Source organism: Microbacterium suwonense (assembly GCF_030296555.1).
GTDB classification, from domain to species: domain Bacteria; phylum Actinomycetota; class Actinomycetes; order Actinomycetales; family Microbacteriaceae; genus Microbacterium; species Microbacterium suwonense.
Genome location: NZ_AP027728.1, coordinates 1,943,184 through 1,969,517, shown reverse-complemented (window position 1 = coordinate 1,969,517; position 26,334 = coordinate 1,943,184). Strand labels below are relative to the sequence as shown.

The 26,334-nt window shown below is 68.4% G+C and carries 25 protein-coding genes and 1 pseudogene; 15 read left to right on the top strand and 11 right to left on the bottom strand.

The annotated features are described in order from the left end of the window. Positions 1–107 precede the first annotated feature (107 nt). On the top strand, positions 108–1,526 hold the full coding sequence (gene thrC, locus QUE33_RS09845) for a threonine synthase (RefSeq protein ID WP_286299594.1): 1,419 nt from the start codon (positions 108–110) through the stop codon (positions 1,524–1,526). A gap of 163 nt (positions 1,527–1,689) precedes the next feature. Here the strand turns inward: thrC and QUE33_RS09840 are convergent, their stop codons facing one another. Further along, positions 1,690–2,331, bottom strand: coding sequence for a TetR/AcrR family transcriptional regulator (locus QUE33_RS09840; protein WP_286299592.1), 642 nt, complete (start codon positions 2,329–2,331; stop codon positions 1,690–1,692). Positions 2,332–2,443: 112 nt separating this feature from the next. On the opposite strand from QUE33_RS09840, the gene QUE33_RS09835 reads away from it, so the two are divergent. The 4 genes from QUE33_RS09835 to QUE33_RS09820 all read left to right on the top strand — a co-directional run bounded on the left by QUE33_RS09835 (position 2,444) and on the right by QUE33_RS09820 (position 7,126). Then, complete coding sequence (locus tag QUE33_RS09835; protein ID WP_286299591.1) at positions 2,444–3,340, top strand: ATP-binding cassette domain-containing protein; 897 nt, start codon at positions 2,444–2,446, stop codon at positions 3,338–3,340. Continuing rightward, entirely contained in the window at positions 3,337–4,092 is a 756-nt protein-coding gene (locus QUE33_RS09830) for an ABC transporter permease (protein ID WP_286299589.1), read from the top strand. Before QUE33_RS09835 ends, QUE33_RS09830 begins: the two co-directional genes overlap by 4 nt. A 177-nt stretch (positions 4,093–4,269) precedes the next feature. Next, on the top strand, positions 4,270–5,601 hold the full coding sequence (locus QUE33_RS09825; RefSeq protein WP_286299587.1) for a M20/M25/M40 family metallo-hydrolase: 1,332 nt from the start codon (positions 4,270–4,272) through the stop codon (positions 5,599–5,601). A 55-nt stretch (positions 5,602–5,656) separates the two neighbouring features. Next, positions 5,657–7,126: an MFS transporter gene (locus tag QUE33_RS09820; protein WP_286299586.1), complete on the top strand. Its 1,470-nt coding sequence runs from the start codon at positions 5,657–5,659 to the stop codon at positions 7,124–7,126. Between the two features lie 72 nt (positions 7,127–7,198). On the opposite strand, the gene QUE33_RS09815 is transcribed toward QUE33_RS09820, so the two are convergent. Beyond that, complete coding sequence (locus QUE33_RS09815; protein ID WP_286299584.1) at positions 7,199–8,041, bottom strand: alpha/beta fold hydrolase; 843 nt, start codon at positions 8,039–8,041, stop codon at positions 7,199–7,201. Positions 8,042–8,164: 123 nt separating this feature from the next. Here QUE33_RS09815 and QUE33_RS09810 point away from each other — a divergent pair, with 123 nt between their 5' ends. Next, positions 8,165–8,728, top strand: coding sequence for a TetR/AcrR family transcriptional regulator (locus QUE33_RS09810; RefSeq protein ID WP_286299581.1), 564 nt, complete (start codon positions 8,165–8,167; stop codon positions 8,726–8,728). Positions 8,729–8,730: 2 nt separating this feature from the next. On the opposite strand, the pseudogene QUE33_RS09805 reads toward QUE33_RS09810, so the two are convergent. Beyond that, positions 8,731–8,880 (bottom strand): annotated as a pseudogene (locus QUE33_RS09805) (RtcB family protein); the annotation flags it as partial. Positions 8,881–8,897: 17 nt separating this feature from the next. After that, positions 8,898–9,485 (bottom strand): TetR/AcrR family transcriptional regulator, encoded by a 588-nt coding sequence (locus QUE33_RS09800; protein ID WP_286299580.1) that lies wholly within the window; start codon positions 9,483–9,485, stop codon positions 8,898–8,900. Positions 9,486–9,569: 84 nt separating this feature from the next. Between QUE33_RS09800 and QUE33_RS09795 the strand changes: the two genes are divergently transcribed. After that, positions 9,570–10,247, top strand: coding sequence for a hypothetical protein (locus QUE33_RS09795; protein WP_286299578.1), 678 nt, complete (start codon positions 9,570–9,572; stop codon positions 10,245–10,247). A 17-nt stretch (positions 10,248–10,264) separates the two neighbouring features. On the opposite strand, the gene QUE33_RS09790 is transcribed toward QUE33_RS09795, so the two are convergent. From QUE33_RS09790 to QUE33_RS09770, 5 genes are all read right to left on the bottom strand, one after another. Continuing rightward, positions 10,265–10,666, bottom strand: coding sequence for a VOC family protein (locus QUE33_RS09790; RefSeq protein ID WP_286299576.1), 402 nt, complete (start codon positions 10,664–10,666; stop codon positions 10,265–10,267). Positions 10,667–10,713: 47 nt separating this feature from the next. Next, complete coding sequence (locus QUE33_RS09785) at positions 10,714–11,124, bottom strand: VOC family protein (RefSeq protein WP_286299573.1); 411 nt, start codon at positions 11,122–11,124, stop codon at positions 10,714–10,716. Positions 11,125–11,206: 82 nt separating this feature from the next. Then, positions 11,207–11,338, bottom strand: coding sequence for a hypothetical protein (locus QUE33_RS09780; RefSeq protein WP_286299571.1), 132 nt, complete (start codon positions 11,336–11,338; stop codon positions 11,207–11,209). A gap of 75 nt (positions 11,339–11,413) precedes the next feature. Beyond that, positions 11,414–12,355: a DNA-3-methyladenine glycosylase family protein gene (locus QUE33_RS09775; protein WP_286299569.1), complete on the bottom strand. Its 942-nt coding sequence runs from the start codon at positions 12,353–12,355 to the stop codon at positions 11,414–11,416. 418 nt (positions 12,356–12,773) lie between these two features. Next, positions 12,774–13,463 (bottom strand): winged helix-turn-helix domain-containing protein, encoded by a 690-nt coding sequence (locus tag QUE33_RS09770; protein WP_286299565.1) that lies wholly within the window; start codon positions 13,461–13,463, stop codon positions 12,774–12,776. A 337-nt stretch (positions 13,464–13,800) separates the two neighbouring features. On the opposite strand from QUE33_RS09770, the gene QUE33_RS09765 reads away from it, so the two are divergent. From QUE33_RS09765 to QUE33_RS09750, 4 genes are all read left to right on the top strand, one after another. Next, on the top strand, positions 13,801–14,109 hold the full coding sequence (locus tag QUE33_RS09765; RefSeq protein WP_286299563.1) for a GNAT family N-acetyltransferase: 309 nt from the start codon (positions 13,801–13,803) through the stop codon (positions 14,107–14,109). Positions 14,110–14,140: 31 nt separating this feature from the next. Continuing rightward, positions 14,141–14,608 carry a DIP1984 family protein gene (locus QUE33_RS09760; protein WP_286299562.1) on the top strand — a complete coding sequence of 156 codons (468 nt, stop codon included), beginning with the start codon at positions 14,141–14,143 and terminating at the stop codon, positions 14,606–14,608. A gap of 361 nt (positions 14,609–14,969) precedes the next feature. Then, positions 14,970–16,139 carry an exonuclease SbcCD subunit D gene (locus tag QUE33_RS09755; RefSeq protein WP_286299558.1) on the top strand — a complete coding sequence of 390 codons (1,170 nt, stop codon included), beginning with the start codon at positions 14,970–14,972 and terminating at the stop codon, positions 16,137–16,139. Beyond that, the gene (locus QUE33_RS09750; protein ID WP_286299556.1) at positions 16,139–19,126 is read left to right on the top strand and encodes an AAA family ATPase; all 2,988 of its coding nucleotides are present in this window, start codon (positions 16,139–16,141) and stop codon (positions 19,124–19,126) included. The genes QUE33_RS09755 and QUE33_RS09750 overlap by 1 nt, the downstream gene beginning before the upstream one ends. Before the next feature lie 16 nt (positions 19,127–19,142). Here the strand turns inward: QUE33_RS09750 and QUE33_RS09745 are convergent, their stop codons facing one another. Beyond that, positions 19,143–19,709, bottom strand: coding sequence for a nucleosidase (locus QUE33_RS09745; protein WP_286299553.1), 567 nt, complete (start codon positions 19,707–19,709; stop codon positions 19,143–19,145). Positions 19,710–19,758: 49 nt separating this feature from the next. On the opposite strand from QUE33_RS09745, the gene nadE reads away from it, so the two are divergent. From nadE to QUE33_RS09725, 4 genes are all read left to right on the top strand, one after another. Further along, positions 19,759–20,583 carry an NAD(+) synthase gene (gene nadE, locus QUE33_RS09740; RefSeq protein WP_286299550.1) on the top strand — a complete coding sequence of 275 codons (825 nt, stop codon included), beginning with the start codon at positions 19,759–19,761 and terminating at the stop codon, positions 20,581–20,583. A 212-nt stretch (positions 20,584–20,795) separates the two neighbouring features. Beyond that, complete coding sequence (locus QUE33_RS09735) at positions 20,796–24,260, top strand: TM0106 family RecB-like putative nuclease (RefSeq protein ID WP_350226443.1); 3,465 nt, start codon at positions 20,796–20,798, stop codon at positions 24,258–24,260. A gap of 30 nt (positions 24,261–24,290) precedes the next feature. Further along, positions 24,291–24,431 carry a PIN domain-containing protein gene (locus tag QUE33_RS09730; RefSeq protein WP_286299548.1) on the top strand — a complete coding sequence of 47 codons (141 nt, stop codon included), beginning with the start codon at positions 24,291–24,293 and terminating at the stop codon, positions 24,429–24,431. 137 nt (positions 24,432–24,568) lie between these two features. Beyond that, positions 24,569–25,204: a GNAT family N-acetyltransferase gene (locus QUE33_RS09725; protein WP_286299547.1), complete on the top strand. Its 636-nt coding sequence runs from the start codon at positions 24,569–24,571 to the stop codon at positions 25,202–25,204. 406 nt (positions 25,205–25,610) lie between these two features. On the opposite strand, the gene upp is transcribed toward QUE33_RS09725, so the two are convergent. After that, on the bottom strand, positions 25,611–26,243 hold the full coding sequence (gene upp / locus QUE33_RS09720) for a uracil phosphoribosyltransferase (protein WP_286299544.1): 633 nt from the start codon (positions 26,241–26,243) through the stop codon (positions 25,611–25,613). Between the last annotated feature and the right edge of the window lie 91 nt (positions 26,244–26,334).

Below are 26,334 nucleotides of genomic sequence, written 5' to 3'. Positions count from 1 at the left end.
TGCGATACCTCTCTTCAGTCTTACCGCCGCCAGGTGTCATGCGGCCCCGGCCGAGGGCTGTCCCTGCGAGAATGGAAACCCCGAGCGGCAGACCCGAGGAGTTCAGCGTGCGATACATCTCCACCCGCGGCGGCATGCAGCCGCAGCCGTTCAGCGAGACCCTGCTCGAAGGACTCGCCCCCGACGGCGGCCTGGCCGTGCCCGAGCAGCTGCCGACTGTCGACGCCGAGACGCTGGAGCGCTGGCGTGCGCTCACCTACCCGCAGCTCGCGGCAGAGGTGCTCGGGCTGTTCGCCACAGACATTCCCCGCGAGGACCTCGCCCGCATGACCGCAGCCGCCTACGCAGATTTCCCCGACGATGTCGTGCCGCTGCGATCGATCGGTGACGGCATCGCGCTGGTCGGGCTCTCCGAGGGCCCGACGCTGGCGTTCAAAGACATGGCGATGCAGTTCCTGGGCCAGGTGCTCGCCTATGTGCTGGAGAAGAAGGACCGGGTGCTGAACATCGTCGGCGCCACCTCCGGCGACACCGGCTCGGCCGCCGAGCACGCGCTGCGCGGCAAGGAGCGCGTCTCGGTGTTCATGCTCTCGCCGCAGGGTCGGATGAGCTCGTTCCAGCGCGCGCAGATGTACTCCCTCGATGACGCGAACGTGCACAACATCGCTGTCGAGGGAGTGTTCGACGACTGCCAGAACCTGGTCAAGAAGCTCTCCGGCGACCTCGACTTCAAGCGGGAGCAGCACCTGGGCGCGGTGAACTCCATCAACCTGGGCCGCATCGCCGCGCAGGTCGTCTACTACTTCTGGGCCTGGCTGCGGGTGACGGATGCTGTGGAGCCGGAGTTCCGCGACGGGTTCGAGGTGTCGTTCACCGTGCCGTCCGGCAACTTCGGCAACATCCTCTCCGGCTTCTTCGCGAAGAACATGGGCCTGCCGATCCGCCGCCTGGTGCTCGCCGCCAACGAGAACAATGTGCTGGACGAGTTCTTCCGCACCGGCATCTACCGCCCCCGGTCGGCCGCCGACACGCACGCCACCTCGAGCCCGTCGATGGACATCTCCAAGGCATCCAACCTGGAGCGCTTCATCTTCGAGCTTCTCGAGCGCTCCCCGGAGCGCGTGGTGGGCGCGTGGGCAGAGCTGGACTCCCAGGGGTTCTTCGACCTCTCCGCCGAGCAGCCCCGGTTCGAGAGCGAGTTCGGCATCGTCAGCGGTACCTCCACGCATGCCGACCGGCTGGAGACGATTCGCTCCGTGCACGAGAGCACGGGCGAGATCATCGACCCGCACACCGCCGACGGCGTGACCATCGCGCGCTCCTTCGTGGAGGCCGATGTGCCGATGCTGGTGCTCGAGACCGCCAAGCCGCAGAAGTTCGCCGAGACCATCACCGAGGCGATCGGCGTCGACCTGGACTTCTCACCGGAGCTGCAGCAGATGCTGGAGGCCCCGCAGCACGTCACCGAGATGGCCGACGACGAACAGGCGCTGCGCGCCTTCATCGAGCAGCACGCCCTGCGCTGACGCCACCCCGGTCCGGTCTTCCGGTCCCCGTTCTCGCCGTTCTCCGTTCCGCCCGTTGCCGCCCGTTGCATTCTGGGGGCCGACACGCCAGATGCAGGCCGTTTTTGCGGCATCCGTCCGACATCTGGCGTGTCGGCCCCCGATCTGTATCGGCGGCGGAGCGTCAGGGCCGGGCGTAGGCGCGCACGAACGTGCGGACGCCGCTGCGCATGATCGTCGCGACACGGGCGGCGCTCAGCGATTCACCCTGGCGATCGGTGTAGGCGAGAAGGGTGGTCAGGGCATTGAACTGGTCCGCAGCCAGCTGCGGGTCGTCGATATCGAGCATGCCTCGCTCAGCGAAGTGTGCGAATCGTTCGGCCAGCACCTCACGGTGTGCTCTGTCCAGGGGATGATCCTCGAGTTCGGGGAGCGCAGCGGCGTTCTCCGATATGAGTTTGACGGTCGCGGAGTAGTCGGAGGATTCGACGAGTGATGCACCGGCCTGCATCGCGAAAGCGGTCAGCGCCGCCTCCAGGTCGGAGATGTCGCTGATCTTCGTGTCGTCGGAGAGGTGAGCATCGATGCCGGCTCGCAGGGAGGCGAGCAGGGCTTCCCCCGACTCTTCGATCACGCCGAGGAGCAGCCCCCTTTTGTCGCCGTAGTAGTCGTACACCGTGCGCTTTGACACGTTCGCGTGCCGGGCGACGCTATCCATGCTCGTGCGGTCGACGCCGTTGCGGATGAAGAGCTGGCGCGCAGCGGAGAGGATCGCCGCGCGCTTGGTCGCCGAACCCGGCCGAGTCGTCTTGGTGGTCTGCGTCACATCATCTCCTGACCTCAGGCTACACCGAACCGTGCAGAACTACACGACACGGTGTAGTGTACTTTTCGTGAATCTATCAATCTCTCCGCCTGCAGAGGCGCCGACTCTGCAGGTGCACGAACTCACCAAGCGCTACGGCCGGATCACCGCCGTGGACGGCCTCGACTTCCGGGTGCGTCCCGGTGTCGTCACGGGCTTCCTCGGGCCCAATGGAGCGGGAAAGAGCACGACATTGCGGATGATCCTCGGACTCGACCGGCCGAGCGCCGGGATCGCGACCATCCACGGACGACGGATCTCCGAGCTCCACACCCCGATGCGGGTGGTGGGTGCGCTGCTGAATGCGCATGCGGTGCATCCTCGTCGCAGCGGGTTCGATCACCTGCAGGCCTTCGCCCGACTCGGTGGCATCCCGCGAGCTCGCGTCGAGGAGACCCTCGAACGGGTCGGACTGGCAGCTGCGGCGAAAAGACCGGCCGGCGACTACTCCCTGGGGATGATGCAGCGACTCGGAATCGCCACGGCGTTGATCGGCGAGCCGAGTATTGTCATCTTCGACGAGCCCCTCAACGGGCTCGATCCTGATGGGATCCGCTGGGCGAGGGGCCTCATGCGGGACCTGGCCGCCGAGGGCCGCACCGTGCTCTTCTCCAGCCATCTGCTGAACGAGATGGAGCTGACCGCCGACCATCTGCTTGTCATCCATCACGGCCGGCTCGTCGCCGACGAGCCACTCCGCAGTTTCCTTGATGCGCGCATGTCGCAGTGGACGATCGTGCGCTCCCCGCAGCGTGAGCTTCTGCGTACCGCGCTCTCGGATGCCGGGTTGCGCGTCGCGCCGGGCGACGGCGATGAGCTCGTCGTGGGTGATGCCGACACCGACCGGATCGGCAGCATCGCGGCATCCGCGCGTATCGAGGTGTCTGAACTCACCACTCGCAGGGATTCCCTTGAGAACGTCTTCCTCCGCATGACCGCCGCCTCGACAGAAAAGGAGCTGCGCGCATGAATCTGCTCGCGTCGGAATGGATCAAGGCCCGAAGCATCCGTGGTACCTGGCTGACGGCGATCGCCGGTGTGTTCGCCACCGTCGCGATCGGATTGCTCGGCATCGCCGGTCTGCTCGAGTCTTGGCACACGGAACTCCCCGAGGGGTGGGATCCTACGGCGATCAGCCTGAAGGGCATCCTCGTCGGGCAGCTGCTTTTCGGAATGCTCGGTGCCGCAGCCGTCACGTCCGAATATGCCACAGGCATGATCAGCACCAGCCTCTCGGTCGTGCCGCAGCGCAGCCGACTGCTGGCGGCGAAGGCTGCAGTGACAGCGGCGATCGCAGCAGTGGCCTCTATTCTGGCCGTGACCGCGTCGTTCCTCGCTGGTCAGGCGATCATCCGCGCGGCAGGTCTGCCGGCAGCACCCCTCGACGACCCGGCGGTAACGCGCGCGTTGCTGTGTGCAGCGCTCTATCTCACGCTCACGGCGCTGCTGGGGCTCGCCTTCGGCATCTTCACACGTTCCTCGTCAGGAGCGTTGAGCATCATTGTCGCGATCGCGCTCCTTGCGCCGGCCCTGCTCCCGGCGCTCCCCGGGGCTGTGGGAGAGACCGTCGCCAGGTTCTGGCCCACGACGGCCGGACAAGCCGGATACACCGTGGTCGCGACAGATGGCGTGCCGCCGCTCGTCGGCATCGGCGTGCTGACCCTGTTCACCCTCTACGTCAGCATCGCCTCGCACCTCGTGCTGCGCGCACGTGACGTCTGACGTCGTGGTTCGGTCCTCCGGCCCCTGTTCTGCCCGTTCCGCCCGTTGCATTCTGGGGGCCGACACGCCAGATGTAGGCCGTTTTTGCGGCATCCGTCCGACATCTGGCGTGTCGGCCCCCGTTCTGCATCGACGTCGGGCGTCGGAGTCGGGCCCGGACGACAATAGGCTGAGCGGATGAGCACCGTCCGACCCGGCATCGCAGAGCGGCTGTCGCAGATGATCCAGCTGCCCACGGTCTCCGCCGAACTCGAGGAACGCGGCCACGAGCCCTTCGAGGCGTTCGTGCGTCTGATCGCCGAGCAGTACCCGCTCGTGCACGAGCACCTGACACTGGAGCGCCACACCGACTTCGGGCTGCTGTTCCACTGGAAGGGGCGGGACCCGGCATCCGATCCCGTCGTTCTGATGGCGCACTACGACGTCGTGCCCGTCGATGAGTCCGACCCGTGGACGTTCCCTCCGTTCGAGGGGCGGATCTCCGGCGGCAGCGTCTACGGGCGCGGTGCGCTCGACGACAAGGGCCCGCTGATCGTCGTGATCGAGGCGGTCGAGAACCTGCTCGCCGACGGGGTCACGCCCGCCCGCGACGTGTACCTGTCGTTCGGCGGCAATGAGGAGACCTTCGGCGATGCGGCGCTGGCCATCTCGGACATCTTCCGCGAGCGCGGCATCACGCCGTGGCTGGTGGTCGATGAGGGCGGGGCGGTGGTCGACTCACCGCTGCCGTTCGTGCCCGGCAGCGCCGCGATGATCGGCGTGGGAGAGAAGGGCATCGTCACGCTGCGCCTGTCCGCCCGTGGCGACGGCGGCCACGCATCCACACCGCCGACCCTCACCGCGGTGCGGCGGATCGCGCGCGCGGTGGATCGCCTCGACCCGTCCATGTTCCCCGCCCGCACGCCGAAGGCGATCCGACGGATGCTGGCGCTGTTCGCCTTGCGCACACCGGGCGCGGCCGGGTTTGCACTGCGGATGCTGAGCCGGATGCCGGCTCTCACCGCTCGGCTGTTCGCCCGCCTCGGCGGCGAACCCGCCGCCCTCGTGCGCACCACGATCGCCGCGACCATGCAATCCGGGGGAACGGCGGCGAACGTGATCCCCTCGCAGGCATCCGCCACGATCAATCTGCGACTCGCCCTCGGTGAGAGCGTCGACGGCACCGTGCTGCGGGTGCGCAATCGCATCCGCGACCCGCTGGTGGCGATCGAGGTGCTCGACGGCACCGGCCCCTCGCCGGAGTCGGCAACCGATGGCGCGCCGTTCGGGCTGCTCGAGAAGGCGCTCAGCATCTCGCATCCGGGGGTGCCCGCCGTGCCGTATGTGATGATGGCCGCCACCGACTCGCGGCACTTCCACCGCTTCTCGCCGTCGGTCTACCGCTTCGCCCCGCTGGAGATGTCGAGTGCGCAGCGGGCGTCGATCCACGGCGTCGACGAGAGCGTCGAGATCGAGGCGCTGGTGCGGGGCGAGCGGTTCCATCGCGCGCTCATCGAACAGCTAGGGTGATCTCAGCCGCACCGCGGGCATGGGGCCCGCGGGAACATCCTGGACAGGAGGCGCGATGACGCGCACCGAAACCGCGCGAGCAACTCTGGGCGCGCTCGCCGCCGTCGTCGGCTTTCTCGCTTTCGTCGAGTTCACCAGCGGGGTGCTGCAGGGGTACTACACCCCGATGCTCAGTGACATCGCCCGACACCTGGGCATCCACGACGCCGATGTGAACTGGCTCGAGGGTGCGCAGCTGATGCTCTCGGCACTCGTCGTGCCCGCCTTCGCCAAACTCGGCGACATGATCGGGCACAAGCGGATGCTGCTGGTCTCCACGGCTCTCACGGCAGCGGCCGCACTGGTGCTGCCATTCACGGACTCCTTCGTCGTGTTCCTGATCGGTTGGGCGCTGATGGGCTTCTATGTCGTCTGGCTGCCGCTGGAGATCGCACTGATCTGGTCGCGGTCCCGCACCATGGAGAACCGGTCGATCATCACAGCACGGGCCGCCGGGATGCTCGTCGCGGCACTCGAAGCGGGCGCGATCATCGGCGCCCTCGTCGGTGGGGCGCTGATCGACATCCTGCCGCTGACCGTGGTGCTGCTGGTGCCTGCCGTGCTGATCGTGGTGTGCTTCTTCGTCATCCTGTTCGGGGTGAAGGAGTCGCCCGAACTCACCGGAGGACGGCTGGACACCGTCGGCATCACGCTCATCTCGCTCGCACTGATCGCATTCACCGGCGGGCTCAGCCTGCTGCGCCTGCCCGGCGGACTGACGAGCTTCTGGTCGTGGGGCGTGGTGCTGCTCGGCATCGTGCTGGTGATCCCGTTCGTGCTGTGGGAGCTCAAGCACGACGACCCGGTGATCGACGTGCGGATGTTCCGCTCGCCGGCACTGGGACCGGTGTTTCTGACCGCGGGGCTGTTCGGAGTGAGCGTGCTCGGCGCACAGGCGCCGCTGTCCACCTTCGCGCGCACCGATCCCGACGTCTACGGCTACGGGCTCGGCACGACCGGTTTCGCGACCTCGCTGATCATCGGCATCTACCTGATCGCGATGATCACCGGCGCGCTGCTGTTCCCCGTGATCGCCCGGTTGACCGCACCACGGCTGACACTGATGGGCGCCTCGGTGCTGGTGGGCGTCGGCTTCCTGCTGTTCCTGCCCCTGCACGGCACCTACCTGCAGGTGATCGTGAACATGGTGATCGTCGGCCTCGGCTCGGGGGCGCTGGTGGCCGCGCTGCCGGCAGCTGCGGCATCCGCTGCTCCCTCCACCCAGACCGGCGTGGCGACCGGACTGACCAACTCGGTCAAGACGGTGGGCGGTGCGATCGCCTCGTGCGTATTCGGCATCGCCCTGCTGAACGGCGTGGTGGGCGCCGGGGCGGATGCCGCCGAGGCGACCGCCGGTTCGCTCTCGGGCTACATGACGGTGTGGATCGTGTGCGGCGTCACCGCACTGGCCGCCGCCGTGCTGCTGGCTTTCGTGCCGAAACGGGCGTTCACCGACCAGGCGGTGGAGGTCGCGGCGGCGATCTGATCCGCTGTCACGACCTCTGTGCATGGGGAGCGGGGAGCGATCTGCCGATCTCTCCCCGCTCCCGGGCACGGCTCACCGGGCGGTGAAGGCCGTCAGGGCGGTGTTCACCTCGGCTGCGTGAGTCCAGAGCAGTCCGTGCGGGGCGCCCTCGATCTCGACGTACTCCGCGTCCGGGACGAGTGCGCGGAAGCGGCGTGCGGTGGCATCGATGGGCAGGGTGCGGTCGGCGGTGCCGTGCAGGATGAGCACCGGCTTGCCGCTCTCGCGGACCGCGACCACGTCGCTGCGGAAGTCTTCGATCCAGGTGGGGACGACCGCGTAGGCGGCGACGGGCGCGCTGGAGGTGGCGACGTTCCAGCTGGCGTCCACGACCTGCTGGCTGATTCGGGATCCGAGGTTCTCGTCGAGGTTGTAGAAATCTGCGAAGAAGTCCGTGTACCAGGCGTAGCGGTCGCCCTTCGCCGCGGCGATGATGCCATCGAAGACCTGCTGCGGGACGCCCTCGGGGTTGTCGTCGCGGGCGAGGAGGAAGGGCTCGAGTGAGGCGAGGAAAGCGAGCTTCGCGATGCGCTCGTGCCCGTAGCGGCCGACGTAGCGGGCGAGCTCACCGGTTCCCATGGAGAAGCCGACCAGGATGACGTCGCGCAGATCCAGCGTCTCGAGGAGGGTGCTGAGGTCGGCGGCAAACGTGTCGTAGTCGTAGCCGGTGCCCACATGCGAGGACCGCCCGAAGCCGCGGCGGTCATAGGTGATGACGCGGTACCCGTTGGCGAGGAGCTCGCGGGTCTGCAGCTCCCAGCTGTGTCCGTTGAGCGGGTACCCGTGAATCAGGACGACCGGCTGGCCGGATCCCTGGTCTTCGTAGTAGAGCTCGGTGTCGGTGCTGTTCTCGGTTCCGACGGTGATGTATCCCATGATGTTGTTCCTTGTCTTCGGAGAGTTCGGATGAGCTTTCGAATCCGACTTGAGAACGCTCGTTCTCAGCCGGTGATCACAACTGTAGAGAACGGTCGTTCTCGTGTCAAGTAGGATGGTGGCATGAACGATGACGAGGCACACGTGAGGATTCTCACCGCCGCCGAGGGGCTGTACTACCGCAAGGGCTACGCGGCGGTCGGGATGGATGAGCTGCGCACCGCCGCCGGCGTGTCACTCCGCCGGCTGTACGGGCTCTTCCCTTCCAAGACCGACATCGTGAAGGCGGTGCTGGCGCGCAAACACGAGGAGTGGGAGCAGGGCCTGGGCGGTCGTGTTCGTGCGGCGGGGCCTGATGCTCGTGGGCAGCTGATCGCGGTCTTCGCCTACCTGCAGGACTGGTTCTGCACGGACGATTTCCGCGGCTGTGCGTTCATCAACGCGTTCGGAGAGCTGGGCGGCACCGACCCCGAGATCGCCGAGATCGTGCGTGAGCACAAGAAGTCGTTCCAGCGCTACATGAGCACGCTGGTCGCCGGCATCGGAGGATCGGAGCTTCTCGCGGCGCAGCTGTCGATCTTGGCGGAGGGGGCCCAGAGCACTGCGGCCATCTCCGGTGACCCCGCGGCCGCGGAGCAGGCCCGTACGGCTGCCGAGGTGCTCATAGACGCCGCTCTGCGATCCTGATCGAGCTCGCAGATGCAGTGGCGTGGTTCGACCTTCGACGCCAAGTCGGCGGCATCCGCCATCATCGTGTCGATCGGCTCGTACGCCTGCGGGATCTCATCGATGAAGGCCTCCGTGTCTCGGAACTCGATGCCTGCCATTGCCGTCCGCAACGGCACCTTCGGCGCGGTCAGCGGATGCCGTTGAGCTCGAGCTGCACGTCGAGGGCGGTCAGCGCATCGGCGGGGGAGAGTGCGGCGCTGATGACCTTCAGGCCCAGGCCTTCCGCGGTGGCGAACAGGCCCAGTGCCCGGGGTGCGGCGTCGGTGTCCGGTATGCCGCAGGCCTGAGCGACGAGCATCGTGAACCAGCCGAGCAGCGGAGCCTCATCCGTGCCCAGGGAGCGGCTCAGGTCGGCGCGTCCGCCCGCATGGGACTGGAACTCCAGGCTGATGCGGCCGTCGTGCAGCTCGTCATCCGATCGGGGAATGTAGTTGGTCAGCACTGTTCGGAGTGTGGCAGCGGGTGTGGCGTCGGGTCCCAGCGCCTCGACGGATGCCCGGATTCGGGCCTCGTACCGCGCGCCGGCAGACTGCATGGCGAACGACACCATCTCGTCCTTGGAAGCGAAGTAGTGCTGCACCATTCCGGCGGTGACTCCGGCCTCGGCTGCGACCCGTCGCAGGCTGACGCCCGCCAGGCCTTCGCGTCCGATCACGGCGAGCAGCGCCTCCGCGATCTGCGCGCGTCGTTCGGCGTGATCCACGACCTTGGGCATGCACTCATGTTTTCACGTTGCAGTCGTATTGACAACGTAGAAGCCCGCCAGTTACATTACGAATGCAATGTGACGAGAGGAGCGATGATGCCGCAGGCTGGCCCCGAGGTGGATGCCAGGGAGCCCCGGCGCATCGGGCCGGAGCGTCACGGCTCGGAGAAGCTGCGTCACGGCATCCGTCGTGGTTCCGAGCTGGAGCTGGCCGGCTATCGCAGCATCTGGCGCTGGGCCTCGCGCCAGCCGTATGTTCCCGAGGGAGCGAGCGGGTTCAGCTATGACAAGCCGGTGCGCACGATCCTGATCGTGTTCATCGGGCTCTCAGCAGTGGAGATCCCCGTGATCGATCTGCTCGTCCACGGCATCCCGTGGCTGCGTTGGCCCTTCATCGCCCTCGGGGTGTGGGGTGTGGTGACGACGCTCGGCATCCTGCTCGGCTACCTCACCCGCCCACATGCCGTGGGCCCTGAGGGCATCCGGGTCCGACACGGCGGCGAGGTCGACATCGACCTGCCCTGGGACGTCGTCGCCTCGGTCGAGCGACGGCGCCACGCGCTGACCGATGCGCCGCAGCTGAGCCTGACCGGAGTCGGCGACGAGCAGGTGCTCAACCACGTGATCCAAGACCACTCAGAGATCGAGATCGCACTCGAAGGGCCCACGCCGCTGCGGCTGCCACAGGGCGAGGTCACCGTCTCCGCGCTGCGGATCTCGGTCGACGACCCCGCCGGGTTCATGGATGCGGTGCGCACGCACATCCCCTGACGCGGACCGGGCTGTGATCAGCCGTCGTCGCGCGGCGGGTTGTGCATGATCTCCAGGCGGATGCCGTTGGAGTCCTCGATGAAGCCGGCGTAGTAGCGGTCGGTGAACCGCGGGTACTCCTTCGGCGCTCTCACCTCGGCCCAGCCTGCGGTCAGCGCGATCGCATGGATGCGATCGACCTCGTCGCGGGAATCGACGGCGAAGGCGAGATGCTGCCAGCCGACCCGGCCGTGTACATGCCGACCGGACTCGCGCGATCTGTAGAGCAGGATCTCCGGCTCATCGGTCCGGCGCCAGTATGCATGCTCCTCCGCGTCGTACGCGCGGGTGTATCCGAGCGCTTCGAAGACCGGGTTGAACTGGGCGGATGCCGTGGGCACGTCGTCGACGGTGATGCCGAGGTGATCGAATGTCGCCATCCCCACAGTGTGGCGCCTGCCACCGACATCCGGCCGAGCCGCATGGGCTACGCCGCGTGGACCGTGACCATCCAGGACATGCCATAGCGGTCGACGAGCATGCCGAACCGTCCGCCCCACGGCGGGGAGTCGAACGGCATGGTCACGGTGCCGCCGTCGCTGAGGCCGTCCCAGATCGCCTGCATCCGGGTTTCGTCGTCGCCGCTGACCGAGATCGAGATGTTCTCTGGCGGCCGGAAGTCCATGCCGGTAGGGGTGTCCGAACCGGCGAGCACCATTCCGTCGTCGGTGGCGAGCCAGGAGTGCATGATCTTGTTCGCGTCGGCGGGATCCTGCATGATGTCGGGGAACGACGAGAACTCGACCAGGTCGAGCTTGCCGCCGAGCACCGATTGATAGAACGTCATCGCTTCACGGGCGTTGTCGCGGAACGAGAGGTAAGGGGTCAGCACAGCCATCGGTTCGCCTTCCGGTCGGATGCCGACGTCGTCGCCGGCTCACTGCATTCTGCGCCCGACCACAGACACCGGCAAGAGCCATTCATTCCTCGGCGGTCTCCCGCGGTGGATTGTGCACGAACTCCCGGCGGATGCCGCTGGCATCCTCGACGAACGACGCGCAGTACCGTCGCTGAACCGTGGATACGGCTTCGGCTCGCGCACCGCCGTCCATCCGGCATCCGTGGCGATCGCGTGCAGACGGTCGACCTCGATCCAGGAGCGGGCACCAGGCAAGAGCGGGCGGGGCTCAGCGGGCGCGGTGGTCCTCTGGGGCCAGACGCGCGCCGCGGCGGGGTTCGCGGATGCCGGCGGCGAAGATCAGGCGGATGATGCGCTGGCGGTGTCCCGCCCAGGGCGCCAGCAGCTCGAGCATCCCGTCGTGGTCGGTGCGACTGCCGGTCAGGGCGTAGCCGACCTCGTGGGCCAGATGGAAGTCGCCCACGCTCACGGCATCCGGATCGCCGAGGGCGCGGATGCGCGTCTCGGCCGATGTCCACGGGCCGATCCCGGGAAGGCTGGTGAGCACCCGCTCGCGAGCGGGGCCATCGGATGCCGAGAGCACGGCGCGTTCGAGGCTCGGCCCGCGCATCGCGGAGCGCGCGATCGTGCGGGCCTGCGATGGCTCGACTCCCGCACGGTGGAACGCCCAGGACGGGATGGAGCGCCACATCTCCGAGGAGGGTGCTGCGAACATCGGACGGGGCGTCGGGCCCGGCGCGCGTTCGCCGTAGCTGCTCACCAGCTGCCGCCAGGCACCGAAAGCCTGCATGCCGGTGACCTTCTGCTCGATGATCGCGCAGGCCAGTGCGTCGAAGACCCGTCCGGTGCGCGTCATCCGGATGCCGGGATTGCGGCGTGCGACCTCCGCCAGCCTCGGATGCGAGGAGACATCGAACCCGGTCGAATCGTCGTCGGCACCGCACAGCGCAGGAACCCGATCGAGCGCCTCCCCGGCGCCCGAGCCCCAGGCGGCTGCGTGGATTTCGTCGCCGACGTTCCGCAGGCAGAGGGACGCGATGCCGGCATCCGTTCGGAACGCCATCCAGAGGCGTCCGCCGTCGATGACTATCGTCGGGTCGGTGCCGCCGCGGCGCAGCATCCCGACGGTCGCCATCAGATCGAGCGGATGCCGCGGACGGTAGACGGATTCGCGTGCCGCCGTGGGCGCAGCATCCGTCACCAGGGTCATATCAGGAACCCTACGCGTCCCCGCCGACATCCCGACTTCGCGCGCTGCTCGCATGAACGGCCCGGGCGCGGCCCACCCGTGCGGGTGCGCTGCATTCTTTGGCATCCGCTGCATCGATCGATGGCGCGGTTGCAGGAAAGTGCCGCGGCTGCGGGAAACTGCCGCGGCTGCGGGAAACTGCCGCGGATGCTGAGCACTGCCGCGGTTGCTGAGAACTGCCGCGGTGCGCTGCATTCTTTGGCATCCGCTGCATCGATCGATGGCGCGATTGCAGGAAAGTGCCGCGGCTGCAGGAGACGGCCGCGGTTGCAGGAAACTGGCGCGGTTGCAGGAAACTGGCGCGGTTGCAGGAAACGGCCGCGGGCGCTCGACCTCGAGAACGGCGGCGGATGCGAAGCCGCAGAGCCGCCTCGAGACCTCAGAAGCGGTCGGGCGAAGGCGTGCCGTGACCGTAGCGGATCGTGACATCGGCGTGCCGGTCGAAGCGGTAGCCGACGCCGCGCACGGTGCGCACGATGTCTTCGTGGCGGCCGAGCTTGGCGCGCAGGCGGCGCACGTGCACGTCGATGGTGCGCTCGCCGGGGGCGTCCTCCTCGGACGACGCCTGCCACAGGGCCGAGACGAGCTCGGAGCGCTCGATGGTGCGACCCTCGCGCAGCACCAGGTACTGCAGCAGTTCGAACTCCTTGTAGGTGAAGGCGGCGGACTCGCCGTCCAGCAGCACGCGCTTGCGGGAGATGTCGACGACGACGCCGGCATCCTCGTCCTTCTCCTCCTCGACGGCGGCCTGCGCGCGGGCGATGGCGCCGGGCTCGTGCAGTGCCAGGCGCACGACATCGAGGTCGCGGCCGCCGGCGGACTGCGGAGCGAGCGCGACGGTGGCGTGGGTCTCAGCGCTCGGAGCGAGCTCGGCGAGCGTGCGGCGCAGCGCGTCCACGAGAAGGGGCAGGCTCACTCCGGCCTCGGCCGCCTTGATCTCGTCGATGCCGACGTACAGGGCGAAGCCGCGGGGTGAGCGGATCGAAGGCAGGTCTGCGGCGGCATCCGTCGGAGAGACGATGCGGACGGGGGCGGTGACGGGACGCTCGAGAAGTGCGGTGTTCGACATGATGATGGTCCTTGGAGGATGCGAGCCGGCGGGCTCGGAATGCGTTGCACGAGATGACCGGGAGAGCCGGTGGGGGATGAGCGCGAAGGGTGGGCGCTCAGAGACCTGGCCCTTGAGATGAAGGGAGACAACAGGTCGATCTGGGTGGTTGCGCCTTAGCAACACATTCGGCAACACATGCCAACGCGACCGGGCATCATCATCCCGGCAGTCCTGTTCGCCTCCTGGGCGGACAAAGGGCTTGCGTTGGTGGTCATGGGGCTGATTATTTCCTACCATGACCCGCCGTGTCAAAACGTGTCGATCTCCGAGCCGTCACACGACGTAACGTGGTTGCATGACCTCTCCTGCTCGTGCCTCTCGATATGCGTTCGCTGACGAGAAGGATTCCTCCCGCTACAGCCTCACCCGCGACGGCGTTCTGGTCAGCGTGCTCGACTATCGCGATGACGGCCGGACCATCGCGCTGACCCGGGCGTTCACGGTTCCGGCCTTCCGGGGCAACGGCTATGCGGCCGAGGTGGTTGCCGGGGCCGTCGCCGACATCGAGGCCAGAGGAGATCGGAAGGTGGATGCCGTGTGCTGGTACGTCGCGGACTGGTTCGACGCGCATCCGGACAAGCAGCACCTGCAGCGCCGACGGTGACATCGGCGCCGTCGGCTGTCAGGATGAGGGCATGAGACTCGCCGAGGCGCTCGCGGCGCGCGCAGATCTTCAGCGCCGCATCGAACAGCTCCGCTCCCGCATCACCGGCAATGCGCGCTATCAGGAGGGCGAGGAGCCCGCAGAGGATGCCGCCGCGCTGCTGGTCGAGGCCGATGCCGCGCTCGATCAGCTGCGAGACCTGATCCGCCGCATCAACACGACGAACAGCCGGGTCGACCTCGGCGCCGACGGCACGATGACGGATGCCCTCGCGACACGCGACGTGCTGCGGATGCGGCACTCGCTTCTCACGGACGCCGCCACCGCGGCATCCGGCACCGATCAGGGCTTCATGCGCCAGATGCGCTCGGAGCTGCGCCAGTTCGCCGCGCTGCCGGTCGCGGAGCTGCGCGCGCGGGCCGACGACGTGGCGCGGCAGCTTCGAGAACTGGACGGTCGGATCCAGCAGGCGAACTGGGGGCACGACCTGGACGAATAGACGAGGCAGCGGAAGTCGGTAGTCGAGACGAAGCGGGCACAACCCCTTGGTCGGCGGGGCAAGTCGACCAGTACGGGCGGAGGGCAGCCCATCACCACGCATGACGCAGCCCCGCATTCCGCACCCGTGACCGCGCACAGCGCAGTCCGCATCACCACGTGCCGGTCGTCACGACGAGGGTGGGTCAGGGGACCTTCCGCTCCTCGCCGGTGCTCCTCGGTGCTCGCCGTCGGCCTTCAGGTGGCGCACCTGGTCGCCTCCACGCGGCGGATGCGGCGTGTCGCGCCCCGCGAAGCGGTGGTGCGCCCCTCGTGCGGCACGCCTCGACCGCGATGTCGGAGGCCCTGCCTACCTTGGAAACATGCGAATCCTGCACACCTCCGACTGGCACATCGGCCGCACGTTCCACGGGCACTCCACGCTCGCGGCTCTGGCCGAGGTGCTCGGTGCGCTGGTGGACCAGGTGCGCGAGCATGATGTCGACGTGGTGATCGTCGCCGGCGACGTGTTCGACTCGGCCACCCCCGCGGCATCCGCCTATACCCTGCTCGACGAGACGCTGCTGGCGCTGCACGAGACCGGCGCGACGGTCATCATGACCAGCGGCAATCACGACTCCGCCGCGCGGCTCGGTTTTCACTCCCGGCTGCTGCGCGACGGCATCCACGTGCTCACCGATCCGCTCGCGATCGCCACTCCGGTCACGGTGCACGACGTGCACGGCCCGGTGCACTTCTTCGGCATCCCCTACCTGGAGCCGGCGATCGTGCGCCAGCACTGGACGGATGCCGAGGGGAACGCGCCCGCACTGCGCACGCAGGCGCAGGTGATGCAGCACGCCATGGGGCTGGTCCGCGAGGGGATGGTCGCGCACCAGGGGCGCTCCGTCGCCGTTGCGCACTGCTTCGCAGCCGGTGTCGATGCCACGGTGGGTCTCGAACGCGAAGTGCGTCAGGGCGGTCTGGACATGGTGCCGTTGGCCTCCTTCGATAGACCCGACTACGTCGCGCTCGGTCACATCCACGGTCGTCAGCAGCTCAGCGAACGGGTGCGCTACTCGGGTGCGCCGCTGCACTACAGCTTCGGCGAGCAGCACAAGGAGCGCGGCTCCTGGCTGGTCGATCTCGATGCCGACGGGCTGGCGAGCACCCAGTGGCTGTCACTGCCCGTGCCGCGCGCGCTCGTGACCCTTACCGGCGCGCTCGACGAGATCCTCTCCGACCAGAACGCCGCGGCCCACGCCGATGACTGGGTCTGCGCGGTCTACACCGATCCGGTTACACAGCATGAGCCGATGCGTCGGCTGCGCGAGCGCCTTCCGTTCTGCGCGCTGGTGCAGCACCAGCCCGAAGGAGCGGATGCCGGCGACGAGCGCTCCTATGCGCAGCGACTGCGAGGGGCCGTCACGGACACGGAGCGCATCGAGGCCTTTCTCGAGCACGTCCGTTCTGGGCAGGGGGCGACTGAGCGCGAGACCGAGCTGATCCGCGAGGTGCTCGATGAGCGGGTGCGCGCCGAGGCGCTCGTCTGATGCAGCTGCATCGCCTGGAGGTGTGCGGGTTCGGCCCGTTCCGCACGCGCCAATCCGTCGAGTTCGATGCCTTCGCCGACGACGGCATCTTCCTGATCGCCGGGCGCACCGGCGCGGGCAAGTCCAGCATCCTCGACGCGATCTGCTTCGGCCTGTACGGGGGAGTGCCCCGCTACGACGGCGGCGAGAAGCGGCTGCGCAGCGACCACTGCGAGCCCGACGACCCGACCGAGGTCGTGGTGGAGTTCAGCACCGTCGCCGGACGCTACCGGGTGACGCGCTCGCCCGCTTACGAGCGGCCGGCGAAGCGAGGTGGCGGGATGACCACGCAGCAGCCCTCGGCCCTGCTGGAGAGGCTGGTCGACGGCGAGTGGGCAGGCCTGGCAGCGCGGTCCGTCGACGTCGCGCACGAGCTGGATGAGATCCTGCAGCTCAGCCAGGAGCAGTTCCTGCAGGTGATCCTGCTCGCGCAGAACCGGTTCGCCGACTTCCTGCTCGCCGACAGCAGAGAGCGGCAGGCGCTGCTGCGGCGGCTGTTCGGAACCGAGCGCTTCTCGGACTATCAGGCGAGATTCGATGAGCGGCGCCGTGCCGCCGAGCAGGCACTCGCCGGCCGTAGGGCCGCGGTCGACGCGCGACTGGACGAGGCGGAGCGACTCGTCGGCGAATCCGAACTGTGGGGTGATGACGAGAAAGTCACGCCGCAGACGACGGATGCCAGGATCGAGCGGCTCCGCCGTGCGATCGCTCGCGCCGATTACCAGGTGGAGCGGTTCGCAGAGGAGCGCACTGCGGCCGAGACGGCACTGGCAGCGGCGGATGCCGCACTCACCGCCCTCAAAGAACAGCGACAGGGGCAGCACGATCGCGACCGGGCGCGGGCTGCACTCGCCGCGCTCGACGCCCAGGAGGCGGAGATCGCGGATGCCGCGGATCGGCGCGATCGCGGACGGGCCGCCGAGCCGTTGCACAGTCTGATCACCGCTGCGCGTCGCGCGTCGACCGCTGTCGAGCAGGCCGCACAGGCTGAGAAGCAGGCATTGGGCGACGCGCTGGCACTGGCGGTGCCGGTTCCTAAACCGCATTCGCCCGCCCACTTCCGCTCCTGGGCATCGGATCGCACGCGGGAGAGCGGCAGCTGGCAGCGCGCCGCCGAACTCGAAGCCCAGGCGTCGCGGCGGGCCGAAGAGCTTGCGACGGCACGAACTGCCGAGGAATCGGCATCCGTTGAGCTCACTGCGATCGAGGCGGAACGCAACACCCTGCCGACTCGCATCGCCGAGATCACCGCCGAGCGCGACACGGCGCGTCGTGACGGCGATCGCGCCGACAGCGCCGCGCAGACCGTCGCTGCCGCCGAACAGCGCCGGGCCGGAGCCGTCGAGGCAGAACGCCTTGCCGCCGCGATCACGGATGCGGCCCGTGCCGAGTCCGAAGCGACAGACGCGCACACGCGCGCGCAGGAAGCGCTCGCCCAGCTGCGCAAGCGTCGCCTCGACGGCTATGCGGGCGAGCTGGCATCCGCGCTCACTGCCGGAGAGCCCTGCGCGGTGTGCGGCTCCACCGAGCATCCGTCCCCCGCCGAGCACTCCGATCCGGTCTCCGCCGCCGACATCGCCGCGGCCGAGACCGAACGCGATGCCGCAGCCGCCGTCGAGCGCGCGGCATCGAAGGAGTTGTCGAGCCTGACCGCCGCGCACGCGGCTGCTCTGGAGCGCTCCACCGGGCTGGAGCCGGAGCGGGCCGAAGCCGAATTGGCGAAAGCGCGCAGCGCGCACGATGCGGCGCTCGCAGCCGCCGAGCGCGCGGCGACGCTCACGGCGGAGCTGGACGTGCTGCAGAACAGCGCTGCAGACCTCGAGACGCGCCGGATCGCGGCATCCGAGTCCCGCAGCGCGGCCCGCACCGAGCTGTCGCTGATCGAACAGCGCATCGCCGACGCCGAACGGCTGATCGCCGCCGCTCGCGGTGAGTACGCGACCGTCGCCGAACGCGCCGCCGAAGCGCAGCGGCAGATCACAGCCGCGATCGCCGCTGCGGATGCGATCGATGCGCACGTCGCCGCAGCCGAACGCTCAAGCGACGCGCGGGCGGAGCTGGATCGGGCCATCGCGGACTCCCTCTTCGACACGCTCGCCGAAGCCGAGCAGGCTCTGCTCGGCGCCGCCGAGATCGCCGCTCTCGATGAGCGCGTCACGGCGCATCGCGTCGCGCGGGAGAAGGAGCGGGCGCTGCTGCTCGATCTCGAGCTGCGCGCCCTCCCCGAGGAGCCGATCGACCTCACCGTCGCACAGGAGCAGGCCGCTGCTGCGCGGGCCGCCTGGCTGAGCGTGGTCGACGACGACAGCCGTGCCCGCGGAGTGCAGACGAGTCTGACGGCGACCGTCGACGCGGCCGCATCCGAGCACGCGGCATCCGCATCGGATGCCGAGGAGTTCGAGGTGCTTCGCGGTCTCGCAGACACGCTGGCCGGCCGAGCCGGCAACACGCGCAGGATGACCCTGGAGACCTTCGTGCTCGCTGCCGAGCTGGAAGAGATCGTCGCCGCCGCCAACCTGCGGCTGCGAGACATGTCCGACGGACGCTACGAACTGCAGCATTCCGATGCGCTAGCAGCGCGGGGTGCGGCCTCCGGCCTGGGAATCGTCGTCTTCGATGCCTTCACCGGGCAGACCAGGCCAGCGAAGTCGCTCTCCGGCGGTGAGACATTCCTGTCTTCGCTCGCGCTCGCCCTGGGACTAGCCGAGGTCGTCACAGCGCGCGCCGGCGGCATCCGTCTGGACACGCTGTTCATCGATGAGGGATTCGGGTCCCTGGATGCCGACACCCTTGAGACCGCCATGCGCACCCTCGACGAACTGCGGCAGGGCGGCCGCACCGTCGGCGTGATCAGCCACGTCGAGGCCATGCAGGAGCAGATCCCCGCTCAGCTCACCGTCCGCGCGCTGCCCGATGGCCCGAGTGTGATCGACGCACCGCGCGGCTGATCGGCGCGCGAGAAGATCAGATGGCGTACTCGCGCTGCAGGTGATCCCACAGCTGCGCGCTGCACGCGGCGACCACGTCGTCCCACACCTGTGTCGCGCCGTCCTGCGCACGATCCGACACCACGCGTAGCACTCGGATCGGCACACCGAACTGCTGCGCCACCCACACGAACGCGAAGGTCTCCATGTCGACGAGCACGCCACCGAGCGCGCGGATCCGGGCCACGGCATCCGCGTCGTCGACGAAGATGTCGCCGGTCGCGATCGTCACGCCGTCCCGATCGGTCTCCACGCGCGCAGGGAGCGATACATGCCGGCCGATCACGCCGTCGAGATCCTGCACGTCGTGCTGGATCGCGGCGCCGACCTCGTAGATACCCGACTCCACCTCGTCGCTCACCGCGCCCGCCGTGCCGACGACCACGATCTCGTCGTACAGATCTGCGCCGCGCGCATCCAGTGCACGGGCGAGCCCGACGGCGGCCATCAGCTTGCCCGGGCCTGTGACGAGTCGGTCGAAACCGGGCAGTTCTGCGGGGAACGCCTGGAGCTCGGAATCCAGCGCTGCGACGAGAAGTTTCACGCATCCATCCTCGCAGGTGGAGACTGGAAGCCCGACGAAGGAGGCCGCCGTGACCTTGCAGCAACAGATCGCCGAAGACCTGGGCGTGAAGCCCGACATCGACCCCGCAGGTGAGATCGACGCGCGGGTCGGCTTCCTGGCTGACTACCTGCGCGCCACCGGTGCGAAGGGGTACGTGCTGGGCATCTCGGGCGGGCAGGATTCGACCCTCGCCGGGCGGCTTGCACAGCTTGCCGTGGAGCGGGTGCGCGCCTCGGGCGGCGAGGCGCGCTTCGTCGCGGTGCGGCTGCCGTACCGGGTGCAGGCGGATGCCGCGGATGCCGAGGCCGCGCTCGGATTCGTCGCCGCCGACCGCTCGGTGACCATCAACATCCAGCACGGCGTCGACGGGTTGGAGCAGGACATCGCCGAGGGCATCGGCGAGCAGATCACCGACTTCAATCGTGGCAACATCAAAGCGCGCCTGCGCATGGTCACGCAGTATGCGCTCGGGGGACACGACGGGCTCCTGGTGATCGGCACCGACCACGCCGCAGAAGCCGTCACCGGGTTCTACACGAAGTTCGGCGACGGCGCGGCCGACATCGTGCCGCTGGCTGGGTTGAGCAAAAGACAGGGACGGATGCTGCTGCAGCACCTCGGCGCACCCGAGCGGCTGTATCAGAAGGTGCCCACCGCCGACCTGCTCGACGGCACTCCCGGCCGTGCGGACGAAGATGAGCTGGGCCTGACATACGAGCAGATCGACGACTATCTCGAGGGGCGCGCGGTGCCGGGGGACATCGCCGCGCGCATCGAGCAGAAGTACCTCGCGACCCGGCACAAGCGTCACCTGCCCGTGACTCCCGCCGACGCCTGGTGGCGCTCGTCGTAATCGCCACGCGCGCCGCGCGCGCCGTGCCGCGCCGTTGTGATGCTTCGTGTGGCGCAGGTGGTTGCTTCCCGCGGCCGGATGCAGCGATTCGCGACCCGTGAGGCAGGGCAGCGCGCCCGGGGAAGTGGTCGCGGAAGGCTGGGCGAGCTCGTGACGATCGGGATGTCGGCGGCCGGGGATAGTGTCTGAGGCAGGCAAGCGAGAGGAACGACGTGCGGGTCATCGCAGCAGAGAACCGGGTGGTCTGGAGCGCCAGCGACCTGAAGGCGGCCGCGGAGTGCGAATTCGCCTGGATGCGAGCGATCGATGCCAAGCTCGGTCGGGTGCCGGCCGTCGAAGATCCGGAGGACGCCACACTCGCGCGCGCCGCGAAGCTCGGCGATGTGCACGAGGTCGCTGTGCTGAACCGATACCTGGCCGACCTCGGGGAGTCGGTTGCTGGCGGTCCTGGGGTCGTCGCACTTCCGAAAGTGTCGTCGACGGATGCCGAAGCCCTGCGCTCCGTGGTGGCCGATACCGAACGTGCGCTGCGATCATCGGCATCCGTCGTCTTCCAGGCCGCCTTCTCCACGCCCGAGTTCGTCGGGTTCGCGGACTTCCTGCGGCGCGACGACGAGGACGGCCTCTGGCGCGTGCAGGACTCGAAACTCGCCCGCACGGCGCGATCCACCGCTCTTATGCAGTTGGCGGCATACGTCGATCAGCTCGATCGTCTCGGCATCCGTCGCTCCGATGAGGTCGACCTGCTGCTTGGCGACGGAACCACCAGCACGCACCGCGTCGACGACATCCTGCCGCTGTTCCACGTGCGGCGCGCACGCCTGCGCGCGCTGATCGCCGACCGTGCGATCGAGCAGGGACCGGCTGGGGAGCCCTTGGCCTGGGGTGACGATCGGGACGATCTGCAGGTCGCCGCCTGCGGACGCTGCGCCACGTGCGAAGAGCAGGTGACCGCGCATCGTGACCTGCTCATGGTCGCCAGGATGCGACCCGCGCAGCGGCAGAGGCTGCGTGCGGCGGGCGTCTTCACGATCGATGATCTGGCCGCGGCATCCGCCGCTCCGGACGGGATGAATCTCGACACCTTCACAGCACTGCGCGCGCAGGCGCGGCTGCAGGCCGGCGTCGCGCTGGAACCCGGTGACGTGCCGCCCTACGAGCTCGTCTCGGCGAACGCCATCGGGATGATGCCGCGTCCGAACCGCGGCGACCTGTTCTTCGACTTCGAGGGCGATCCGCTGTACACCGAGCCGGTCGCCTCCGCCGAGGACAAGCCGCTGTGGGGTATCGACTATCTGTTCGGCTGGACCGACGACCAGGAGCAGTACACAGCGCTGTGGGCGCACACCTTCGCCGACGAGAGGCGAGCGCTGCTCGACTTCCTCGAGTTCGTGAAGCTGCGCCGGCGGACCCATCCGGACATGCACATCTACCATTACGCCCCGTACGAGACCTCGCATCTGGCGGCGATGGCCGCGAGGTACGGGGTGGGTGAGGCCGATGTCGATCGGCTGCTGCGCGAGGGCGTGTTCGTCGATCTGTATCCGATCGTGCTGCGTTCGGTGCGCATCGGCTCGCGCTCGTACTCGATCAAGAAGCTCGAGCCGCTGTACATGGGCGACGAGGTGCGCACCAGCGATGTGCAGAAGGGCGACGACTCGATCGTGCAGTACGTGCAGGCGCGCGCACTGGCGGCCGCCGGAGCGGATGCCGAGGCGCAGAGCATCCTCGACGATCTCGCCGACTACAACCGCTATGACTGTGTGTCGACCCGGCGGCTGCGGAACTGGCTGATCGGGCTGGCACGTGCGGAGGGCGTGCTGCCGGCACCGCCCGACGACCCAGAGACCCGAGCTTACGAGCCGACTCCGCTCTCGCTGGCGCTGCAGGCGGAGGCGCAGCACGCCCAGGCGGAGGGGCGCAGCGGTGAGGAGTTCCGGGTGGCCGCGGCCGCGATCGATTACTACCCGCGCGAGGCGAAGAGCTTCTGGCAGGGGCATTTCCAGCGACTGCGGGAACCTGTCTCGATCTGGGAGTCCACGCGCGACGTGCTGCGCATCGACAGCGGATCGAGCACGATCGACGACGATTGGGGTATCGGCGAGGGGCAGCGCACGCAGACCCGGCTGCTGAGCCTGCGCGGCGAGGTCGCACCCGGCAGCACGATCGGTGCCGGGGCGCGGCCGTTCGCGCTGTATGCGATGCCGGCGCCGTTCTCGACGTCTGCGCCATCCCGGGTCATCCACGTCCCGCACGAGGTCGAGGTGCTCGAGGTGCTCGATGACGGGTATGTCGTGCGTGAGCGCACGGTCGGCGGTCAGACCTGGGATGATCTGCCGGTTGCTCTCGCGCCGGCGGCCCCGCCGAACGCCGCGACCCAGCAGGGCGCGATCGAGGAGTGGGCGGCATCCGTGCACCATGCCGCTCCGGGCTTCCCGGCCGACGCGGCCACCGACATCCTGCGCAGGATCGCCCCGCGTACTGTCTCGGGTGCACCGCTGCCGGATGCCGGTGACGACCGGATCGATGCGATCGTTCGCGGCATCCGTGATCTCGACTCGAGCTATCTCGCAGTGCAGGGTCCGCCGGGGACGGGCAAGACCTATACCGGCTCGCAGGTGATCGCACGGCTCGTGAACGAGCACGGGTACCGGGTCGGGGTGGTGGCGCAGTCGCACGCCATCGTCGAGAACCTGCTGGAGCGCATCGTCGCCGATGGGGTCCCGGCGGCGAAGGTGGCGAAGAAGCCCAAGGACGACGACGCCCAGCATGCGTTCACCGTGATCCGCAAGGACGGCATGTCGGCATTCCTGGCCGAGCACGCGTTGGGCGGCGCTGTCGTGGGAGGCACCGCCTGGGACTTCAGCAACACCCGTCGCGTGGATCGGAAGGGGCTCGACCTGCTCGTGATCGATGAGGCGGGCCAGTTCTCTCTCGCCTCGACCATCGCCGTCGCGGCCTCGGCGAAGCGCCTGCTGCTGCTCGGCGACCCGCAGCAGCTGCCGCAGGTCAGTCAGGGCACTCATCCCGAGCCGGTGAACACCTCGGCGCTGGGCTGGGTGATGGATGGATCCTCGGTCATCGATCCCGCCTACGGCTACTTCCTCGCAGAGTCCTGGCGGATGCATCCGTCGGTGGCCGCTCCCGTGTCGCAGCTGTCGTACGCGGGCCGGCTGGCTTCCGCGCCGGGCACCGACGGCCGCCTCATCGACGGAGTCGACCCGGGCCTTCATATCGTGCCGGTGCGACATCGTGGCAATGCGACCCAGTCGATCGAGGAGGCGGCCGAGGTGGTGCGCATCGTGCGGGACCTGGTCGGCCGCGACTATGTGGATGGAATGGCGGATGCCGGGCCCTGGCCGCTGAAGCAGTCCGACATCATCGTCGTCGCGCCCTACAACGCACAGAAGCAGCTCATCCACGATGAGCTCGTGACAGCAGGGCTGGGCGGAGTGGCTGTCGGCACCGTCGACAACTTCCAGGGCAAGGAGGCGGTCGTCTCCATCACATCCCTGGCGGCGTCCAGCGGCCGGGATGCGCCACGCGGTTCCGACTTCCTGCTGCTGCAGAATCGCCTGAACGTGGCGATCTCCCGTGCGAAGTCTGCGGCCTATCTCGTGCACTCGCCCGCACTGCTCGACGAGCTGCCGTGGCGACCCGAGGGGTTGCCCGCCTGAGCGCCTTCGCACATCTGATCGGGGCGGATCGTGGCTGACACTCACCTTGCGGCGATCGCTGCCGAGCATCGCGCCGGCATCGTCACATTCGAGCGTGAATTCGGGCGGTTCGAGGGCGCGCGGGTCGACAGCCCTGATGATATTCTCCGGGCGCGGAAGGGCGGGCGCTGACCGTGCACAGCGTCGACGACATCCTGGGTGCATCGGCCGCGTGGGTATGGTTTCCTCGCGGTAGTGACCAGCAGAATTCCGAACTGCAGCTGGTGCGCCACCCCGCACGGTTCGGTGGCGGAGTCAAGGCGTCGCAGGTGGCGTCGGCCTTGGACGCCGCTGCCGTGATCGACCACGCGATTGAGCGCACGCGCGCATGGGGCGAGACAAATCTGACGTTCTGGACCAGTGCTTCGGATCATCCCGACATCGAGCAGGAGCTCCAGCGTCGCGGTGCGGTGCACACCGATACCGTCGCGGTGCTGGCGCGGCCGATCGATGGGGCGCCCATCGAGGTTCCGCCGGGCGTCACCGCCGAGGTCGTGCGCACTCTCGAGCAGGTGCGCGAGGTGGATGCCGTCAACGTCCCGGTCTGGGAACAGCAGCCGCTCAGCGAACAGGGACTGCAGGAAGAACTCGCCGAGGTGACCGCAGCACTTGAATCCGGAGAGGGCTTCCGAGTGCTCAGCCGCCTGAACGGCGTCGCGGTGAGCACAGGTGGCTGCACGGTCGCCGACGGATTCCTGCGGCTGTGGGGTGCGGCGACTCTGCCCTCGGCCCGAGGGCGCGGCGCATACCGGGCGGTGCTGGCCGAACGGCTGCGCGTCGGCGCGGAGCTCGGCGCGACAACCGCTCTCGTGAAGGGACGCGTGTCGACATCCGCCCCGATCCTCGCCCGAGCCGGGTTCGCGCACTACGGCGACGAGCACTCCTACGTTCTCGAGCTCGATTAGGCCGCCCCTCTTCTGCATCCGCGACACTTTCCTGCATCCGCGCCAATGTTCGGTGCAGCGGTTGCCAGGAACTGCAGCGGTTCTGGGGCTGCCGTTATCGTGCGCGGTTGTGTGTGGCATCTGCGGTAGTTTCCTGCGTGCGCGCCAGTCTCTGGCATCCGTGGCACTTTCCTGTATCCGCGGCACTGTTCGGTGTAGCGGTTGCCAGGAACTGCAGCGGTTCCGGGGGCGCCGTTGTCGTGCGCGCCTGTGTGTGGCATCTGCGCCAGTTTCCTGTATCCGCGGCAGTCTCTGGCATCCGCGGCACTTTCCTGCATCCGCGGCAATGTTCGGTGCAGCGGTTGCCAGGAACTGCAGCGGATGCGATGCGACCGGCGGCGATCCGGAATTGGTTCGGTGCGGGCGGTCAGACCGTGCCGTACAGGCGGTCGCCGGCGTCGCCGAGACCGGGCACGATGTAGCCCTTCTCATTGAGACGCTCGTCCAACGCGCCGAGCACGAGGGTCACATCGCGGTCACCGACAAGCTTCTCGATCGCCGCGACGCCCTCCGGAGTGCCGAGCAGGCAGATCGCAGTGACGTCCTTCGCGCCGCGGTCGAAGAGGAACTGGATCGCCGCACCCAGCGAGCCGCCGGTGGCCAGCATCGGGTCGATGGCGAAGCACTGCCGGTCGCTGAGGTCGGCGGGCAGCCGCTCGGCGTAGGTGGTGGGCTCGAACGTCGTCTCGTCGCGCACCATGCCGAGGAATCCGACTTCTGCTGTCGGGACGAGCTTGACCAGGCCTTCCAGCATGCCGAGTCCGGCCCGCAGAATCGGCACGACGATCGGGCGCGGCTCAGCGATCTTCACGCCGGTGGTCGTCGTGACCGGCGTGCGGATCTCGATCGGCGCGACCTTCACGTTTCGCGTCGCCTCATAGGCCAGCAGCGTCACGAGCTCTTCGGTGAGCTGGCGGAAGACCGGCGACGAGGTCCTCTCATCCCGCAGCACCGTGAGCTTGTGAGTGATGAGCGGGTGATCGGCCACATGAACGCGCATGGATACAGGTTACTGGGATGCCGTCTTCGCCGCGGTACGTCTTGGCGACGCGCAGTAGGCTCGACCGCGTGACCACTGGGTATGACGAGCC

Bases quoted from the DNA above. Each gene is read 5' to 3' on its own strand.
- QUE33_RS09830 (WP_286299589.1), top strand. From the start codon at position 3,337: ATGAATCTGCTCGCGTCGGAATGGATCAAGGCCCGAAGCATCCGTGGT.
- QUE33_RS09825 (WP_286299587.1), top strand. From the start codon at position 4,270: ATGAGCACCGTCCGACCCGGCATCGCAGAGCGGCTGTCGCAGATGATC.
- QUE33_RS09820 (WP_286299586.1), top strand. From the start codon at position 5,657: ATGACGCGCACCGAAACCGCGCGAGCAACTCTGGGCGCGCTCGCCGCC.
- QUE33_RS09815 (WP_286299584.1), bottom strand. From the start codon at position 8,041: ATGGGATACATCACCGTCGGAACCGAGAACAGCACCGACACCGAGCTC.
- QUE33_RS09810 (WP_286299581.1), top strand. From the start codon at position 8,165: ATGAACGATGACGAGGCACACGTGAGGATTCTCACCGCCGCCGAGGGG.
- QUE33_RS09800 (WP_286299580.1), bottom strand. From the start codon at position 9,485: ATGCCCAAGGTCGTGGATCACGCCGAACGACGCGCGCAGATCGCGGAG.
- QUE33_RS09795 (WP_286299578.1), top strand. From the start codon at position 9,570: ATGATGCCGCAGGCTGGCCCCGAGGTGGATGCCAGGGAGCCCCGGCGC.
- QUE33_RS09790 (WP_286299576.1), bottom strand. From the start codon at position 10,666: ATGGCGACATTCGATCACCTCGGCATCACCGTCGACGACGTGCCCACG.
- QUE33_RS09785 (WP_286299573.1), bottom strand. From the start codon at position 11,124: ATGGCTGTGCTGACCCCTTACCTCTCGTTCCGCGACAACGCCCGTGAA.
- QUE33_RS09780 (WP_286299571.1), bottom strand. From the start codon at position 11,338: ATGGACGGCGGTGCGCGAGCCGAAGCCGTATCCACGGTTCAGCGACGG.
- QUE33_RS09775 (WP_286299569.1), bottom strand. From the start codon at position 12,355: ATGACCCTGGTGACGGATGCTGCGCCCACGGCGGCACGCGAATCCGTC.
- QUE33_RS09770 (WP_286299565.1), bottom strand. From the start codon at position 13,463: ATGTCGAACACCGCACTTCTCGAGCGTCCCGTCACCGCCCCCGTCCGC.
- QUE33_RS09765 (WP_286299563.1), top strand. From the start codon at position 13,801: ATGACCTCTCCTGCTCGTGCCTCTCGATATGCGTTCGCTGACGAGAAG.
- QUE33_RS09760 (WP_286299562.1), top strand. From the start codon at position 14,141: ATGAGACTCGCCGAGGCGCTCGCGGCGCGCGCAGATCTTCAGCGCCGC.
- QUE33_RS09755 (WP_286299558.1), top strand. From the start codon at position 14,970: ATGCGAATCCTGCACACCTCCGACTGGCACATCGGCCGCACGTTCCAC.
- QUE33_RS09750 (WP_286299556.1), top strand. From the start codon at position 16,139: ATGCAGCTGCATCGCCTGGAGGTGTGCGGGTTCGGCCCGTTCCGCACG.
- upp (WP_286299544.1), bottom strand. From the start codon at position 26,243: ATGCGCGTTCATGTGGCCGATCACCCGCTCATCACTCACAAGCTCACG.